This is a genomic window from Nocardioides asiaticus (assembly GCF_040049175.1).
Lineage (GTDB): Bacteria > Actinomycetota > Actinomycetes > Propionibacteriales > Nocardioidaceae > Nocardioides > Nocardioides cheoyonin.
Window position 1 is genome coordinate 379,322 of record NZ_JBDZDM010000001.1, and the last position, 16,733, is coordinate 396,054.

General features: G+C 70.9%; 13 protein-coding genes. 5 read left to right on the forward strand and 8 right to left on the reverse strand.

Annotated elements, in window-relative coordinates; genetic code table 11:
* Window positions 1–76: 76 nt before the first annotated feature.
* Window positions 77–1,522, reverse strand: a complete 1,446-nt coding sequence (locus ABLE53_RS01810) for a gamma-aminobutyraldehyde dehydrogenase (RefSeq protein WP_348856838.1) — start codon at window positions 1,520–1,522, stop codon at window positions 77–79.
* Window positions 1,523–1,624: 102 nt separating this feature from the next.
* Window positions 1,625–3,232, reverse strand: a complete 1,608-nt coding sequence (locus tag ABLE53_RS01815) for an amidohydrolase (protein ID WP_348856840.1) — start codon at window positions 3,230–3,232, stop codon at window positions 1,625–1,627.
* Between the two features lie 116 nt (window positions 3,233–3,348).
* On the opposite strand from ABLE53_RS01815, the gene ABLE53_RS01820 reads away from it, so the two are divergent.
* Window positions 3,349–4,737 carry an aspartate aminotransferase family protein gene (locus ABLE53_RS01820; RefSeq protein ID WP_348856842.1) on the forward strand — a complete coding sequence of 463 codons (1,389 nt, stop codon included), beginning with the start codon at window positions 3,349–3,351 and terminating at the stop codon, window positions 4,735–4,737.
* A gap of 172 nt (window positions 4,738–4,909) precedes the next feature.
* Here ABLE53_RS01820 and ABLE53_RS01825 read toward each other — a convergent pair whose 3' ends face one another.
* From ABLE53_RS01825 to ABLE53_RS01845, 5 genes are read right to left on the reverse strand one after another with little or no spacing between them, the layout of a single operon-like run.
* Entirely contained in the window at window positions 4,910–6,298 is a 1,389-nt protein-coding gene (locus tag ABLE53_RS01825) for an NAD(P)/FAD-dependent oxidoreductase (RefSeq protein WP_348856843.1), read from the reverse strand.
* A 3-nt stretch (window positions 6,299–6,301) separates the two neighbouring features.
* Entirely contained in the window at window positions 6,302–7,600 is a 1,299-nt protein-coding gene (locus tag ABLE53_RS01830) for an ABC transporter permease (protein WP_348856844.1), read from the reverse strand.
* The gene (locus tag ABLE53_RS01835; RefSeq protein WP_348856845.1) at window positions 7,597–8,454 is read right to left on the reverse strand and encodes an ABC transporter permease; all 858 of its coding nucleotides are present in this window, start codon (window positions 8,452–8,454) and stop codon (window positions 7,597–7,599) included. Before ABLE53_RS01835 ends, ABLE53_RS01830 begins: the two co-directional genes overlap by 4 nt.
* Window positions 8,454–9,593: an ABC transporter ATP-binding protein gene (locus tag ABLE53_RS01840; protein ID WP_348856846.1), complete on the reverse strand. Its 1,140-nt coding sequence runs from the start codon at window positions 9,591–9,593 to the stop codon at window positions 8,454–8,456. Before ABLE53_RS01840 ends, ABLE53_RS01835 begins: the two co-directional genes overlap by 1 nt.
* Entirely contained in the window at window positions 9,577–10,782 is a 1,206-nt protein-coding gene (locus ABLE53_RS01845; protein ID WP_348856848.1) for a polyamine ABC transporter substrate-binding protein, read from the reverse strand. Before ABLE53_RS01845 ends, ABLE53_RS01840 begins: the two co-directional genes overlap by 17 nt.
* A 185-nt stretch (window positions 10,783–10,967) precedes the next feature.
* Between ABLE53_RS01845 and ABLE53_RS01850 the strand changes: the two genes are divergently transcribed.
* Together ABLE53_RS01850 and ABLE53_RS01855 are read left to right on the forward strand one after the other, a co-directional pair.
* Window positions 10,968–11,438 carry an Lrp/AsnC family transcriptional regulator gene (locus ABLE53_RS01850; RefSeq protein WP_348856850.1) on the forward strand — a complete coding sequence of 157 codons (471 nt, stop codon included), beginning with the start codon at window positions 10,968–10,970 and terminating at the stop codon, window positions 11,436–11,438.
* Complete coding sequence (locus ABLE53_RS01855; protein ID WP_348856852.1) at window positions 11,438–12,820, forward strand: NAD(P)/FAD-dependent oxidoreductase; 1,383 nt, start codon at window positions 11,438–11,440, stop codon at window positions 12,818–12,820. Before ABLE53_RS01850 ends, ABLE53_RS01855 begins: the two co-directional genes overlap by 1 nt.
* On the opposite strand, the gene ABLE53_RS01860 is transcribed toward ABLE53_RS01855, so the two are convergent.
* Window positions 12,811–14,553: an alpha-amylase family glycosyl hydrolase gene (locus ABLE53_RS01860; protein ID WP_348856853.1), complete on the reverse strand. Its 1,743-nt coding sequence runs from the start codon at window positions 14,551–14,553 to the stop codon at window positions 12,811–12,813. The two genes, ABLE53_RS01855 and ABLE53_RS01860, sit on opposite strands and share 10 nt — an antisense overlap.
* Window positions 14,554–14,755: 202 nt before the next feature.
* Between ABLE53_RS01860 and ABLE53_RS01865 the strand changes: the two genes are divergently transcribed.
* The gene (locus ABLE53_RS01865; RefSeq protein WP_348856855.1) at window positions 14,756–15,613 is read left to right on the forward strand and encodes a serine protein kinase RIO; all 858 of its coding nucleotides are present in this window, start codon (window positions 14,756–14,758) and stop codon (window positions 15,611–15,613) included.
* Window positions 15,614–15,623: 10 nt separating this feature from the next.
* The gene (locus tag ABLE53_RS01870; RefSeq protein ID WP_348856856.1) at window positions 15,624–16,709 is read left to right on the forward strand and encodes an LOG family protein; all 1,086 of its coding nucleotides are present in this window, start codon (window positions 15,624–15,626) and stop codon (window positions 16,707–16,709) included.
* Window positions 16,710–16,733 lie beyond the last annotated feature (24 nt).

Genomic DNA, 16,733 nt, shown 5'->3' on the forward strand with positions numbered 1-16,733 from the left:
CAAGTTAGCCGACCCCCGGTTCGGATTCATCGGTGGCAGGGTCACGAAACGGCGAATTTCGATGTCGGAAACGTCTCTACTCGCCGTAGTAGGACATCACATGCTTGATCCGGGTGTAGTCCTCGAAGCCGTAGACCGACAGGTCCTTGCCGTAGCCGGAGTGCTTGAACCCGCCGTGCGGCATCTCGGACATGTACGGGATGTGGGTGTTGATCCAGACGACACCGAAGTCGAGCCGCTTCGAGACCCGCAGCGCGGTGCCGTGGTCCCTGGTCCACACGCTCGAGCCGAGGCCGTACTCCACGCCGTTGGCCCAACGCAGCGCCTCGGCCTCGTCGGTGAACCTCTGCGCGGTGATGACCGGCCCGAAGATCTCGTGCTGGATCTGCTCGTCGTCCTGCTGCAGGCCGGCGAGGACCGTCGGCTGGTAGAAGTAGCCGCCCTCGCCGCCGGGGACTCTCGCGAGGTCACCGCCGGTCGCGACGGTCGCGTGGTCCGGGAGCCGGTCGACCATGCCCTTGACCCGGGCGAGCTGGTCGGGGTTGTTGAGCGCGCCGAAGAAGGCGTCCTCGTCGTCGGGCAGGCCCGTCCTCGTCGCCTTGGCGGCCTCGGCGAGGGCGGCGACGAACTCGTCGTGGACGCCCGCCTGCACGAGCACGCGGGTGGCGGCGGTGCAGTCCTGGCCGGCGTTGAAGTACCCCGCCTCGGCGATCCCGGCCGCGGCCTTCTCGATGTCCGCGTCGTCGAAGACGATGACCGGCGCCTTTCCGCCGAGCTCGAGGTGGACCCGCTTGACGTCCTGCGCCGCCGACGCGGCCACCTCCATGCCGGCCCGGACCGAGCCGGTGATCGCGACCATCTGCGGGGTCTTGTGGGCGACCAGCGCGCGGCCGGTGTCACGGTCGCCGGTGATGACGTTGAGGACGCCCGGCGGGAGGAACTCCTGGGCGAGCTCGGCGAGCAGGGTGCTGCTCGCGGGGGTCGTGTCCGACGGCTTGACCACCACGGTGTTGCCGGCGGCGAGGGCGGGCGCGATCTTCCACGACATCATGGCGAGGGGGTAGTTCCACGGCGTCACCTGGCCGACGACGCCGATCGGCTCGCGCCGGACCCAGCTGGTGTGGTCGGCGAGGTACTCGCCCGCGGACCGTCCCTCGAGGATGCGGGCCGCGCCGGCGAAGAACCGGAAGTGGTCGATGGTCGGCGGCAGCTCCTCGCTCAGGGTCATCGCGTACGGCTTGCCGGTGTCCTTGACCTCGACCCGGGTGAGCTCCTCGATGCGCGCCTCCATCGCGTCGGCGAGCTTCAGCAGCGCCTCGGAGCGCTCGCGCGGGGTGGTCTCGCCCCAGGTCTCGAAGGCGGTCGCGGCAGCGGCGTACGCCCGGTCGACGTCCTCGGGTCCGGACAGCGGGGCGTGGGCGTACACCTCGCCGGTCGCGGGGTCGACGACGTCGTACGTCGCGCCGGAGGCGGAGTCGACGAGCTCGCCGTTGATGACGTTCTTGAAGGTCTGGTCGGCCATGTCCCGGAGCCTAGACGGTATCCAACGGAATCTGTAGGCCCGGTGACGCCACACAGCGGAATCCGTTGCAACGATCCGATTACGCGGGCATTTCGGCCCGCTTCAGGCCCCGTAGACGGGATGCCCGTCGACCCAGGTGGACACCACCGTCGTCTCTGCGATCGCCGCCGCCGGCCCGGCGAACGGGTCCCGGTCGTGGACCACGAGATCGGCCGCCCTGCCCGGTTCGATCGTGCCGGCGTCGTCGCGGTGGTTCACCCACGCGCTCCCGGAGGTGTACGCCGCCAGCGCCGCCTCGAGGGTGAGCGCCTGCTCCGGCAGGAACGGCGGCTCGTCCTCGCCGGGCGCGATCCGGTTCACTGCCACGTGGACTGCCTCCCACGGGTCCGGGCTGGTCACCGGCCAGTCGCTACCGGCGACCAGCCGCGCGCCACCGGCGGCGAGGCCGGCGAAGGGGTACTGCCACCGCGCCCGCTCCTCGCCGAGGACCGGGATGGTCAGCTCCGTCATCTGCTCCTCGTACGCCGCCCACAACGCCTGGATGTTCGCAGCCACGCCGAGCCGCCCGAAGCGCGCGACATCGTCGGGGTGGACGAGCTGCAGGTGGGCGATGTGGTGACGTCCGGCAGACGGGTCGGCCAGCCGCTCGAACGCGTCGAGCGCCTCGCGTACGCCGCGGTCGCCGATGGCGTGGACGTGCACCTGGAACCCCTCGGCGTCCAGCGCCGGCACCGCCGCGGCGAGCATCGCGAGGTCGACGAAGGAGTGGCCGCTGTTGCGGGTCGGGTGGCCACAGCGGTCGAGGTAGGGCTCGAGCAGCGACGCCGTGCCGTTCTCGGCGACGCCGTCCTGCATGACCTTCACGCTGGTCGCGCGGAACCTCCCCGCCGTGTAGTCGGCCCGCCGTGCGAGCAGGTCGGGGATCTGCTCGAGGCCCCGGTTGCGGTCCCACCACAGCGCCCCGACGACGTACGCCGTCAGGTCGCCGCTGCTCGCCGCGGCCGCATAGGTCGGGCCGGGGTCGTCGATCCCGGCGTACGCGCCGATGATCGCGTCCTGCCAGCCGGTCACCCCGACCGAGTGGAGGTAGGACTGGCCGGCGAGCAGGCCCGCGCGCAGCTCGTCAGCGGTGGTCGCGGGCACCAGCCGTGCGACGGCCCCCATCGCGCCCTCGTGGAGCGTGCCCGTCGGGCGGCCGTCGGCGTCCCGCTCGGCGTACCCGTCGTCGGGGTCCGGGGAGTCGCGGCTGATCCCCGCCAGCTCGAGCGCGCGGCTGTTGACCCAGGCGCCGTGGTGATCACGGTTGGGCAGGAAGACCGGCCGGTCCGGCACGACGCTGTCGAGGTCCTCACAGGTCGGGGTGCCGCCGGGGAAGGCGGCCATCGACCAGCCCCCGCCGAGGATCCAGGGCAGCCCGGGGTGCGTGTCGGCGTACGCCTTCACCGCGGCGAGGTACTCCTCCCGGGTCTCCAGCTCGGAGAGGTCGCAGCGAATCCGTTCGAGGCCACCCTGGACGGCGTGGACGTGCGCGTCGACGAAACCGGGGGTGAGCAGGCCGCCGTCGAGGTCGACGACCCGGTCGGCGGGGCCTCCCGCGGGCTCGTCGGTCACCGCCTCGATCCGGCCGTCGCGTACGACGACGGCGCCGACCCGGCCCCGGTAGCGCCAGCCGTCGAAGAGGGAGCCGTTGCGGAACACCGTGGTCGTCATGGCTGATTCCTATCAGTACCGCGTAACACCCGTGTCACAACGGATTCCGTTGCGATTTTGCGACGTCGCCGCGGATTCACTTGCATTTGTTGCTAGTCGCCAGGGATCATGGGCACATGAGCCTGGACTACGACCACCTGCAGCGGGCGGCCAAGGAGCACCTGTGGATGCACTTCACGCGCCACTCGGTCTACGGGTCGCACGACGTGCCGATCATCGTCCGCGGTGAGGGCCCCTACATCTACGACGCCCACGGCAAGCGCTACCTCGACGCGCTCGGTGGTCTCTTCGTGAGCCAGCTCGGCCACGGGCGCACCGAGCTCGCCGAGACCGCGGCCGCGCAGGCCAAGGAGCTCGCCTTCATGCCGCTGTGGTCCTACGCCCACCCGGCCGCGATCGAGCTGGCCGAGAAGGTCGCGTCGTACGCCCCCGGCGACCTCAACCGGGTCTTCTTCACCTCCGGCGGCGGCGAGGCCGTCGAGACGGCGTGGAAGCTGGCGAAGAACTACTTCAAGCTCACCGGCAAGCCGATGAAGCACAAGGTCATCAGCCGCTCGATCGCCTACCACGGCACCACCCAGGGCGCGCTCTCGATCACCGGCCTCGCCGACATCAAGAAGCAGTTCGAGCCACTGGTCCCCTCGACGTTCCGGGTGCCCAACACCAACCTCTACCGGGCCGCCGAGATCACCGGGGGCTTCCTCGACGGCAGCGACCCGGAGGCGTTCGGGCGCTGGGCCGCGGACCAGATCGCCGTCGCGATCGAGAACGAGGGTCCCGACACCGTCGCCGCCGTCTTCCTCGAGCCGGTCCAGAACTCCGGCGGCTGCTTCCCGCCGCCTCCGGGCTACTTCCAGCGGGTGCGCGAGATCTGCGACGAGTACGACGTCCTGCTCGTCTCCGACGAGGTCATCTGCGCCTACGGCCGACTGGGCCACATGTTCGGCTCGGAGCGCTACGGCTACCAGCCCGACATCATCACCAGCGCCAAGGGGCTGACCTCGGGCTACTCCCCGCTGGGCGCGATGATCGCCACCGACCGTCTCATGCAGCCGTTCCTGGAGGGGACCAACACCTTCTACCACGGCTACACCTTCGGCGGTCACCCCGTGTCGGCGGCCGTCGGGCTCCGCAACCTGCAGATCTTCGAGGAGGAGCGGATCCTCGAGGGCGTGCGCGAGCGCGAGGGCGACTTCCGCGCCACGCTGGAGAAGCTGCTCGACCTCGACATCGTCGGCGACGTCCGCGGCGACGGCTTCTTCTACGGCATCGAGCTCGTGAAGGACAAGGCCACCAAGGAGACCTTCAGCGACGAGGAGTCCGAGAAGCTCCTCCGCGGCTTCCTGTCCCAGGCGCTCTTCGACGAGGGCCTCTACTGCCGCGCCGACGACCGCGGCGACCCGGTCATCCAGGTCTCTCCCCCGCTCATCTGCGACCAGTCCCACTTCGACGAGATGGAGCAGATCCTCCGCGTCGTGCTCGAGAAGGGCATGAGCCTCATCTGACGGCCACCAGGCCCAGGGGGCCACGCGCGGGAAGGGTCACGGTGACAGTCCCAAAGTGTCACCGTGACCCTTCGCGCGGTCAGTGACACTTCCGCCCTGTCGCCCACGGCTCGTGTCACCGTGACACTTTGGCCCGGCGCGGCCCGGCGAGCGCGCCCGGCGGCGCGCCCCCTCAGCTGTCGAAGCCGAGGCCGAAACGGTCGAGGGTGCGCAGCCAGAGGTTGCGGCGGCCGCCGTTGCGGTCGGCCGACTCCATGGCCCGGTTGGTGAGCTTGATGCCGACGTAGCGAGCCGGCTCGGGCGGGAACGGCAGCGGCTTGGTGCGCACCATCTGCAGGCGGGTCCGCTCGGTCTCCTCGCCGGCCAGCGTGTCGAGCATGACCTGGGCGCCGAAGCGGGTCGCGGCGACCCCGAGACCGGTGTAGCCGAGCGCGTAGGCCACCCTGCCGTCGTACGCCGAGCCGAAGAACGCCGAGAACCGCGTGCAGGTGTCGATGACGCCGGCCCAGCGGTGGCTGAAGCCGAGGCCCTCGAGCTGGGGGAACGTCTCGCGGAACTGCTCCGCGAGCAGCGCGTGCGTGCGCCCGGCGGTCTCCAGCTCGGGCGAGATCCGCGAGCCGTAGTGGTAGACGGCGTCGTAGCCGCCCCACAGGATCCGGTCGTCCCGGGTGAGCCGGTAGTAGTGGAACATGTTCGAGGAGTCGGCCAGTCCCTGCCGGCCGGCCCAGCCGACCGACTTCAGCTGCTCGGCCGAGAGCGGCTCGGTCATGAGGACGTAGTCGTAGACGGGCACCGTCATCAGCCGCAGCCGACGCAGCAGCGGCGGGAACGCGTTGGTGGCCAGCGCGACCCTCCCGGCACGCACCCAGCCCGCATCGGTGGTGACGCGCATCGCGGCGCCGTCGCGCTCGAGACCGGTGACCCGGCTGCCCTCATGGACGGTGACGCCCGCGTCGAGGCAGGCCTGCCGCAGCCCCCAGGCGAGGCGCGCGGGCTCGACGAGCGCTGTCTCGCCGGGGATCTCGAGGCCGGCGAGGTACGTCGGCGAGTCGACCTCGTCACGTACGCCGACGGCGTCCAGCAGCCGGTGCTCCACGCCCCGCTTCGCCAGCTCCTCGGCCAGCTCGCCCAGCTCGTCGACCTGGTGGGGCTGGGTGGCGACGCTGAGCTCGCCGGTGACCTGCCAGTCGCAGTCGATGCCGTGCCGGGCGATCGTCTCGCCGATCTCCTCCAGGTTGGCCGCGCCGAGCCGGTCGAGCTCGTCCAGCTCGTCGGGCCAGCGCTGGAGGCCGTTCCCGAACCCGTGGGTGAGGCTGGCCGACGCGAACCCGCCGTTGCGACCGGAGGCCTGGTCGCCGCACTGCCCGGCCTCGAGCACGACCACCGACCAGTCGGGGAAGCGCTCGCGGGCCAGCAGCGCCGTCCACAGTCCGCTGTAACCGCCCCCGACGACCACCAGGTCGGCCTCCGCCTGCCCGAGCAGGGGCGGGAGCGGCGCCGGCCGGTCCGGGTCGTCGAGCCAGTAGACGGCGGGACGCGCGCCGGCGAGTACGTCGGACACCGCTCAGGCCGCCTTGCCCCTCGCCCGGGCCCGGCCGAACAGGTCGGCAGTGACCACTAGGGCGATCGCCAGGACGAACATCAGGGTGCCGATCACGTTGACCTGCATCGGCAGGCCACGCAGCGCGGCGCCCCAGACGAAGATCGGGAACGTCGAGACCGTGCCGGCGTTGAGATTGGTGATGATGTAGTCGTCGAAGGAGAGCGAGAAGCTCAGCAGCGAGGCCGCCAGGATGCCTGGGAAGACCAGCGGGAAGGTGACCCGCCAGAAGGTCTGGGTCTCGTTGGCATAGAGGTCCATCGCCGCCTGCTGGAGCGTGGAGTCCATCCCGGCGAGGCGCGCCTTGACCGTGACCACGACGTACGACAGGCAGAACGTCACGTGGGCGATGATGATCGTCGTGTGACCCAGGTGCCCGCCGACCCGGAAGGCGATGAAGAAGGCGAGCAGGGACGTGCCCATGACGATGTCGGGGGTCGCCATCGGCAGGAACAGCACGGTGTTGGTCGAGCTGCGCCCGACGAAGTCGTGGCGCATCAGGGCGAACGCCGCCAGCGTGCCGAGGAGGGTCGCGATGATGGTCGCCACGAGGCCGATCCAGAGGCTGGTCACCACCGAGTGGCACATCCCCTCGGGCGCGCAGACGTTCGTCCAGTTGTCGGTGGTGAAGCTGTACCACTGGTACGTCGTCTTCTTGCCGACCTCGTGGTTGAAGCTCATGGCGGCCACGACGACGTTGGGGATGTAGAGGAAGGCGATCACCAGCACACCGGCGAACCCGACCGAGTTGGCCCGGACCCAGCCGAGCACGTTGAGCGCCGGCGCGCGACCCTCGAGCCACTCGCTCGCCGCGCGGGTCGACATCAGCACCAGCGAGACCACAGTGAGCACGACCCAGGCCACCCCGGTCCAGGCGGCGGCGAGGTGGTGTCCGGCGAACAGGCCCCACGTCACGAGAGCGGCGATGACCGCGGCAGCGGCCCCGTAGCCGAAGAGCTGATCGCGGGCGCCGGTGTCGTCGGCCAGCGTCCGGGCCGCGGCGCGGACGCCGAACGCCGCCACCACGGCGAGCGCCAGCAGGACGAGGATGAAGAACGCGAAGGCGGGTCCGGCGACGTTCAGCTTCGTGTGGGGTACGGCGTAGCGGTGGATCGAGAAGCCGAAGACCGCCAGCAGCAGGCCGAAGGCCGCGATGCCCGACAGGACGCGTCCGAGCTCGACGCCGAGCACGAGGCTGCGGGGCTTGCGCTCCGGCGGCGTGTCGAGGTCCAGGCCGTGCTGGGGCTCGAGGGTCGTGGTCACAGCAGCTCCTCCGTGCCGGCCTTGCGGACGTAGACGAGCGTCGACACCAGGATGACGACGAGCAGGATCACCGACAGCGCGCCCGCCGAGGCGTAGTCCTGGGAGCTGGTGAAGAGAGCCTGGATGTCGGCGCCGATGACGCGGTCGTTGGTGCTCCCGAGGAGCTGGGCGTTGATGTAGTCGCCGACCGCCGGGATGAAGGTCAGCAGGGTCGCGCTGACGACGCCGGGGAGCGTCAGCGGCAGCGTCACCTTGCCGAACGCCTTGATCGGGTTGGCGTAGAGGTCACCGGCGGCCTCGATGAGCCGGTGGTCCACCTTCTCGATGCTGGTGTAGAGCGGCAGGATCGCGAACGGCAGGTAGTTGTAGGTCAGGCCCGCGATGGCGGCGACCGGGGTCGCCAGGATGCGGCCGTCGTCGGAGAGCAGGTGAACGTACTGCAGCGCGTTCACGACCCAGCCGCGGTCGGCGAGGATCAGCTTCCACGCGTCGGTGCGGATCAGGAAGCTGGTGAAGAACGGCGCGACCACCATGACCAGCACGAGGTTCTTCCAGCGGCCGGCCTTGAACGCGATCGTGTAGGCGAGGACGTACCCGAGCACCAGGCACAGCGCGGTCGCGATGAGCGCCCACCACACCGAGCGCCACAGGTGGGCGCCGTACGTCGTGAGCACGTGGCCGAAGTTCCCCACGTGCCAGCTCATGTGGTAGCCGGTGAGGACGGAGCCGTCGGGGTCGTACAGGCTGGTCGCGATCAGCGACAGGAACGGGATCAGGAAGAACAGCAGCAGCCAGAGCCCGGCGGGCAGGATGAGCCAGTACGGCAGCGCCCGCGACTTCTTGGTCGCCGCCATCACTCCTCCTCGATGCCGGCGCTCGCGTCCTGGCTCGCGTCGAGGAGGAAGGCGTACTCCGGCCGCCAGGAGATGTCCACCACGGTGCCGGGCGCCATCACGGGCCGCGCGCCGGTGTTCTGCTCGTACACCGCGATCTCCTGGCCCCACGGCATCTTGACGACGTACTGCGTGCTGACGCCGATGAAGCTGGTGTCCACGATGACGCCGCCCTCGATGTGGTTGCCGGGGGCGTCGATCGGCTCGCCGGCGGGGGCGATGAGCACCTTCTCCGGGCGTACGCCGACCCAGGCCTTGCCCGAGGTCACGTGGGCGCGCTGCTCCGGGATGGAGACGACGACGCCCTGGGTGTCGACCTTGATGACGGTCTCGCCGTCGAGGGTGTCCTTGCCCTTGACCACGCCGGCGATGAGGTTGGACTGGCCGAGGAAGTTGGCGACGAACGTGGTGTTCGGGTTGTCGTACAGCTCGGCCGGGGAGCCCATCTGCTCGACCCGGCCGGCGTTCATGACAGCGATGGTGTCGGCCATGGTCATGGCCTCCTCCTGGTCGTGCGTGACGTGCACGAAGGTGAGGCCGACCTCGGTCTGGATCCGCTTCAGCTCCAGCTGCATGGCGCGGCGGAGCTTGAGGTCGAGGGCGCCGAGCGGCTCGTCGAGCAGGAGCACCTCGGGGTGGTTGATCAGCGCCCGGGCGAGGGCGACACGCTGCTGCTGGCCACCGGAGAGCTGCGCCGGCTTCTTGCCGGCCTGCGAGCCGAGCTCGACGAGGTCGAGCATGTCCGCGACGGCCTTCTTCGTGTCCTTGATGCCGCGCCGCTTGAGGCCGAACGCCACGTTGTCCGCGATGGTGAGGTGCGGGAAGAGCGCGTAGTTCTGGAAGACCGTGTTGACCGGCCGCTTGTAGGGCTTCTCGTAGGTGATGTCGACGTCGCCGATCGAGATGGCCCCGGCGGTCGGGGTCTCCAGACCGGCGACCATGCGAAGCGTCGTGGTCTTTCCGCACCCGGACGGGCCGAGCAGCGCGAAGAAGCTCCCCTGCGGGATGACCAGGTCGAGAGGGTGCACCGCGGTGAAGCTGCCGTATTGCTTCTCGAGCTGGCTGAGGCGGAGGTCGCGGGTTTCAGGCGCCTGAGACACGGGAGAAGTCTCCTTCGTAGTCACGGATCTGGTACTCCTGCAGCGCCATGAATCCGTGCGTCTGCTTGAGGTAGGTCGCGTCGGGGAGGATGAGGTTCGAGAGCGCCGGGTCGGAGAGCACGCCCGGGTCGAGCTCCTTCATGAAGGGCCGGATGCCCTGCACGGGGCTGACGTAGTAGTTGTAGTCGGCGAGCTTGGCGGCGTTCTCCGGCTCGTAGTACCAGTTGACCCATTCCTCGGCGATGGTCTTGTGCTGGGCCATGTTGGGGATGAGCATGTTGTCCGACCAGACCATCATCCCCTCCTCGGGGACGAGGTACTTCAGGTTCGGGTTCTCCGAGGCCGCCATGTCGCCGGACCACGCCAGGCACGCGACGGTGTTCCCGGCGGTGAGGTCGTCGGTGTACTCCTGGCCGGAGAAGGCGCGGATCTGACCGCTGGACTTGGCCTTCTCCAGGAAGGCGATTGCCTCGTCCCACTGGGCCTGGGTGAACTTCTCCGGGTCGTAGCCCAGGCCGAGGAGCACGAGGCCCATCGTGTCGCGCATCTCGGTGAGGACCGCGACCTTGCCCTTGAGATCGGGCCGCGTGAGCAGCTCCTTGATCGTCCTCGGGGGGTTCTTGAGGTACTTCCTGTTGTAGCCGATGCCGGTGAAGCCGGCCTGCCACGGTGCGGAGTACTTCCGCTCGGGGTCCCAGTCGGGGGCCTTGAGCGAGGAGATGATGTTCTTGTGGAGGTTCGGGACCTTCGCCGGGTCCATCGGCTGGATCCAGCCCATCTGGATCATCCGCGCGGCCATCCAGTCCGTCAGCATGAACATGTCGCGGCCGGTCGAGGTGCATGAGCCGAGCTGGTTGACGACCTTGTCGAAGAAGATCACGTTGTCGGTGACGTCGGTGCTGTACTTCACGCTGACGCCGTAGTGCCTCTCGAACTCCGTCTTCGTCGACACGTAGTGCTGCTTGGGCATGTCGGCGTCGATGTAGAGCGGCCAGTTGCTGATCACCAGCCGCTTGTCGCTCGCCGAGACGTCGGTCGCCCGGCAGGTGGCGGGGTCCTGGTGCCGGTCGGGGGTGGAGAAGAACGGCAGCGCCGCGGCTCCGATCCCGGCGACCGCCACGCCGCCGGCTCCGGTGAGCAGGCCGCGGCGGGTGATCGGACCGCGCCGCGGCGTCGGGTGCACCCTCATCCGACTCCTTCCAGATTTCTCCCCCGAGAGCGTATGTCTCTCTCTCGATCGGCGTGGATCCTGTCATCCATCGCCCAGCGAAACAAGCGATCGCGTCGCGAATTAACGCGAACGCAACGAATTTCGTCGTATCAGAGGCCGTCTTCGAGTTGCCGATCCGGCGCGTCCAACGGAAAACTGACGCCATGACAAGGAAGCGGGGCCCGGGCGCCCACCTCGACGACGTCAGCAAGAGGATCATCGAGCAGCTGCAGCAGGACGGGCGCCGTTCCTACGCCGCGATCGGCAAGGAGGTGGGTTTGTCCGAGGCCGCCGTACGACAGCGGGTCCAGCGCCTCATCGACGGCGGCGTGATGCAGGTCGTCGCCGTCACCGACCCGCTGGAGCTCGGCTTCGCCCGCCAGGCGATGATCGGCGTCAAGGTCAACGGCCCGATCGAGCCCATCGCCGACAAGCTCGCCGAGCTGGAGGAGGTGGACTACGTCGTCATCACCGCCGGTGCCTACGACCTGCTGATCGAGGTCGTCGCGGAGAGCGACGAGAGCCTCCTGACCCTGATCTCCACGAAGATCCGCAGCCTCGAGGGCGTCGCCCAGACCGAGACGTTCATGTACCTCGGCCTCCGCAAGCAGACCTACGCCTGGGGGGTGCGCTGATGCCGGAGGCGTACGACGGCCTGTCGCTGTGGCACGCCACCGCCGATGACCCGTGGCGGCCGCGCCCGGCGCTTCCCGGCGACGTGACGGCCGACGTCGCGATCGTCGGCGCCGGCTACACCGGCCTCTGGACCGCCTACTACCTCGCCGGCGCACGCCCCGACCTGCGCATCGTCGTGCTGGAGGCGGAGGTGGCCGGGTTCGGGGCGTCCGGCCGCAACGGCGGCTGGTGCTCGGCCCTCTTCCCCGCCTCGCTCGACACGCTCGCCCGGATGGGCGGCCGCGAGGCCGCACTCGCGCAGCACGCCGCGATGCGGGCGACCGTCGACGAGGTGGTCAAGGTAGCGGCGGCCGAGGGCATCGAGGCCGACATCGTCAAGGGCGGCACGGTCGTGCTCGCCCGCACCCCGGTCCAGCTCGACCGGGCCCGCGCCGAGGTCGCCGACGCCCGCTCGTGGGGCCGCGGCGAGGACGACGTCGTCCTCCTCGACGAGGCGTCCGCCCGCGCCCGCCTCGACGCCGCCGGCACCCTCGGCGCGACCTACACCCCCGACTGCGCGGCCATCCACCCGGCCAGGCTCGCCCGCGGCCTCGCCCGCGTCGTCGAGGCACGCGGGGTCACGATCCACGAGCACACCCGGGCGACGGCCATCGAGCCGCACCGGGTGAGGACCGACCGCGGCACCGTGACCGCCGACGTCGTGGTCCGCGCGACCGAGGGCTACACCTCGCAGATCCCCGGCCTGAAGCGGGCGAGCATCCCCGTCCACTCGCTGGTCATCGGCACCGCCCCCCTGCCCGCGGCGGTGTGGGACGAGATCGGCCTGCGAGAGCGGGAGACCTTCTCCGACCACCGCCACCTGATCGTCTACGGCCAGCGCACCGCCGACGACCGCCTCGTCTTCGGCGGCCGCGGGGCGCCGTACTCCTTCGGCTCGCGGATCGACCCGGCCGTCGACCGCGAGTCGCGCACCCATCGGCACCTCTACGCCACGCTGCTGGAGATGTTCCCGGTCCTCCGCGGGACGAAGGTGACCCACGCCTGGGGTGGCTCGCTCGGCATCCCGCGCGACTGGTGCGCGTCGGTCGGTCTCGACGAGCCGACCGGGCTGGCGTGGGCCGGCGGGTACGTCGGCGATGGCGTGTCCACGACGAACCTCGCCGGTCGGACGCTGCGCGACCTGATCCTCGGCGACAGCACGAGCCTGACCGGACTGCCCTGGGTCAACCACCGCTCCCCGCGGTGGGAGCCGGAGCCACTGCGCTGGCTCGGCGTCAACGCCGGACTGCGCGCGATGACCTTCGCCGATGCCGAGGAGGGCGCCACCGGGCGTTCCAGCCTCGTCGCCCGGGCGATGGCGCCGCTGCTGGGTCACGCGTGACGGGCGACCCATCGGTACTCGTACGGCCCGAGCGCGCGCGGGTCCGGCTCGGCCACGCCGCCCGCCAGCAGCCGGCTCCCCGGAGCTGACTCCGCGACGAGCTCGGGCGTGAGCTCGACCCGCCGCCCGCTCATGTTGTGGAGGCAGAGGACCCGCGTGTCGGTCGACGGCGACCGGCGCTCGACCGCGAGCACCTCGGCGGGCGCCGGGAGCGGCTCGCAGGGCGCATCCGGCCGGAACGCGTCGGTCGTACGTCGGGCCCGAAGCAGGTCGCCGAGCGCGGCGAGCACCCGGCTCGGGGTCGAGCCGGGGTCGTCGAGCGCGGCGTCGACCGCCGCCGGGTCGAGCCGGCCGCGGTTGATCGAGCGGTTCTGGCCGGTGGCCGCCGGACCGTCCGTCCAGTTGCGGCCGCCGAAGAACGACGACAGGTAGATCGCCGGGACGCCGGGCAGCGCGAGCATCGCGGCGTGCGCGCCGACGAACCGTCGCAGGTCCTCGTCGTCCGGGTCGGCGGTGTCCGCGCCGACGAGGGCGTCGAAGTAGGTGGTGTTGAGCTCGTACGGCACCGGGCCGTCCCGGCCCGCGCGGTAGCTCACCAGGGCGCCGTGGCCCTCGGTGCGGGTGACCAGGTCAGCGACCTCCTCGGCGCCGAGGATCCCCTCGGCGCCGCGCAGCCCGATGCCGTCGTGGGAGGCGAGGAAGGTGAGCAGCGAGCACCCGTCCGGCAGGCCGGCGGCCTGCCCGAGCAGGCCCACCAGGTGCGAGGCGTCGCCGCGCTGGTAGCCGTCGAGCATCACCGGCGGGAGCGAGAAGTGGTAGGCCAGCTGGGCCTGGTCGCGGCCGAGGTAGCTCACGTTGTCGGCGTACGGCACGTTGGTCTCGGTCAGCAGCAGGACGTCGGGGGCGACCGCGTCGAGCACGGTGCGCCACAGCCGGATCACCTCGTGGGTCTGGGCGAGGTGGATCGACGGCGAGCCCTCCTCCTTCCAGAGGAAGCCGACGGCGTCGAGCCGGAGGACGGCGGCGCCCCGGTCGACGTAGTTCGCCAGCACGCCCGTCATCGCCACCAGCGTGTCCGGGTTGCCGTAGTCGAGGTCCCACTGGTCGTGGCTGAACGTGCACCACACCTGCCGGGTCCCGCGGGCGGTCTCCACGTCGAGCAGCAACGGCGAGGTGCGGGGGCGTACGACGGCGCTCAGGTCCGCACCGGGCCGCGCGGTGGCGATCCGCTCTCCCGCGGCCTCGCCGGCGCGCAGCGCCCGCGCCCACGGGTGTGACGCCGAGACGTGGTTGACGACCGCGTCCACCACCAGCCCGAACGGGCCGAGACGGCGGAGATCGGCCCAGTCGCCGAGCGCCGGGTCCACGCCGTCGTAGTCGGCGACCGCGAACCCGTCGTCGCTGGTCGCGGTATGGAACGGCAGCAGGTGGACGTGGCTCGCCAGCCCGGCGCAGTGGCGGGTGAGGAAGTCGCCCAGCGTCCGGAGCGGGGCAGTGCCCTCGGCGGCGCGGACGTGGTCGGGATAGGCCGAGATGACGACTGTCGCCTGGTCGGGGACGGCGTACGTCGAGCGGTGCGGTTCTCCCAGCGCGCCCGGGCGGCGGGCCTCGAGGAGCGCGCCGAGCCCGTCGTACGCCGCGCGTCGCTGCGCCTCCGTCGGGTAGATGCGCCGCAGGTGCTCCTCCAGCCTCTCGCCGACCGTCTCTGCGTGGCTGGGGCTCCTGCTCGGCACTCTCGACCTCTCGCTCGCGAATTCTCGGTTGCACAGCGTCCGACCCACCACCGATGCTAGGCCGGTGCCGGTCCGACCCGCGGTCGGGTCCGCCTCCGGGCGCGAACGCCCGGGCACCCGAGTGAGAGGAGCAGTGACATGTCCACGACTGTCGTCGTCTGCCTGTCCGCAGACCGTCCCTCTCACCTCAGGAGCACCCATCGTGACCGAGGAGCACTCCTCACCTGACTCGTTCGCCGGGATCGACCCCCGGTTCGTCTTCGACTTCACCGCGTACGACGACCTCGCCGACGGCCAGCGCTGGTCGACCTGGCTCTCCGTCGAGCCGCTCTCGCGCGGCCCCGAGCCCCGCCCGGACTGGGTGGTGACCTCCCAGGGCGCGGTCGACACCGAGCTCGGCGTCCTCAAGACCGGCAAGGAGGCCGACGCCTTCCTGGTCGACCGCACCGACCCACACGACCCCGGCCAGTCGGTCGTGATGGTCGCGAAGCGCTACCGCACGACCGACCACCGCACCTTCCACCGCTCCGCCGCCTACACCGAGGGCCGCAGCATGAAGCGCTCCCGCGACGAGCGGGCGATCAAGCGCAAGTCGACGTTCGGCCGCGAGGTCGCCAACACCGAGTGGGCGGCAGCGGAGTGGTCGGCGCTCGTGCGGTGCTGGGAGCTCGGCGCGCCCGTCCCCTACCCCGTCCAGATCGACGGCACCGAGATCCTGATGGAGTGGATCCGCGTCGACGGGGAGACGGCCCCGCGGCTGGCGCAGGCCCGCCCCGGACCGGATTTGCTCGCGAGCTGGTTCGAGCAGCTGCGCGACGCGCTGGCCACCATGGCGCGGGCCGGTCTCGTGCACGGCGACCTGTCGGCGTACAACATCCTCGCCGCCGGCGAGCGCCTCGTGATCATCGACCTGCCGCAGATGGTCGACCTCGTCGGCAACCCGCAGGGCTTCGACTACCTGCTGCGCGACGTGACCAACGTGTGCCGCTGGTTCCGCTCCCGCGGGCTCGAGGTGGACGAGCAGGAGGTGTTCGGCGAGCTGATGGCCCAGGCCTTCTAGAGTCGGCCAGGTGAAGCACCACCGCGGCCGGTTGATCGACGTCGAGTCCACGGCCGAGCTCGACAGCAGGTTCGCCGGGGGCGCCACCTCGCTTCGCGGGTGGCGCCTCCACGGCCTCGATCTCACCGGCTACTCCGCCGAGCTCCACCGGCTGGAGCTGCGCGGCGCATCCTTCCTCGGCTGCACCTTCGCCCCCGGCGACGCGGCCCGCGCCGAGGCCGAGGGCGCGCTGGTGCTGCCCGCGATCCGGAAGGTGCCGGTCGACGTCTACCGCTCCGGGCTCTACACCGCCGAGGAGCTGTACGACGCCGAGGCGTACGCCGACACGCTCGACGCCCACGCCTACTCGTGGTCACAGACCCACGCCGACCCCGAGGCCACCCTCGCCCGTGCGCTCCACGACCACGCCGTCGACGAGGCGCTGCGGACCTGGATCGACGGCAAGCCGATCGTGGGCGTGATGGGTGGCCATGGCCTGCGGCGCGGCGAGCCGGCGTACGCCGACGCCGCCCGGCTGGGTCGCCTGCTGGGCGGCGATCTCGTCGTCGCCACCGGCGGCGGCCCAGGCGCGATGGAGGCCGCCAACCTCGGCGCCTGGCTCGCGGGGCGGCCGGAGGGCGACCTCGACGGCGCCCTGGCAGCGCTGGCCGCGGTGCCGTCGTACCGCCCCTCGGTCCAGGACTGGGTCCGCGTCGCCCTCGACCTACGCCGGCGGCTGTCCGGGGACGACGCGCGGTCGCTCGGCATCCCGACCTGGCACTACGGCCACGAGCCGCCCAACGTGTTCTCCGGGGCGATCGCGAAGTATTTCCGCAACGCCACCCGCGAGGCCATCCTCCTCGAGGTCTGCGACGCCGGCATCGTCTTCCTGCCGGGCGCCGGCGGCACCGTCCAGGAGGTCTTCCAGGACGCCTGCGAGAACTACTACGCGGACCCGTCCGCGGTCGCGCCCATGGTGCTCGTCGGCACCCGCTACTGGACCGAGGAGCTGCCCGCGTGGCCGCTGCTGCGCTCGCTCGCCCGCGGCCGGCCGATGGAGGGCCGGGTGCACCTGGTCGAGCGCCTCGACGAGGTGCCCGGCGTCCTCGAGGCGTGAACGGCCGGCCGTCGTCCGAGCGCT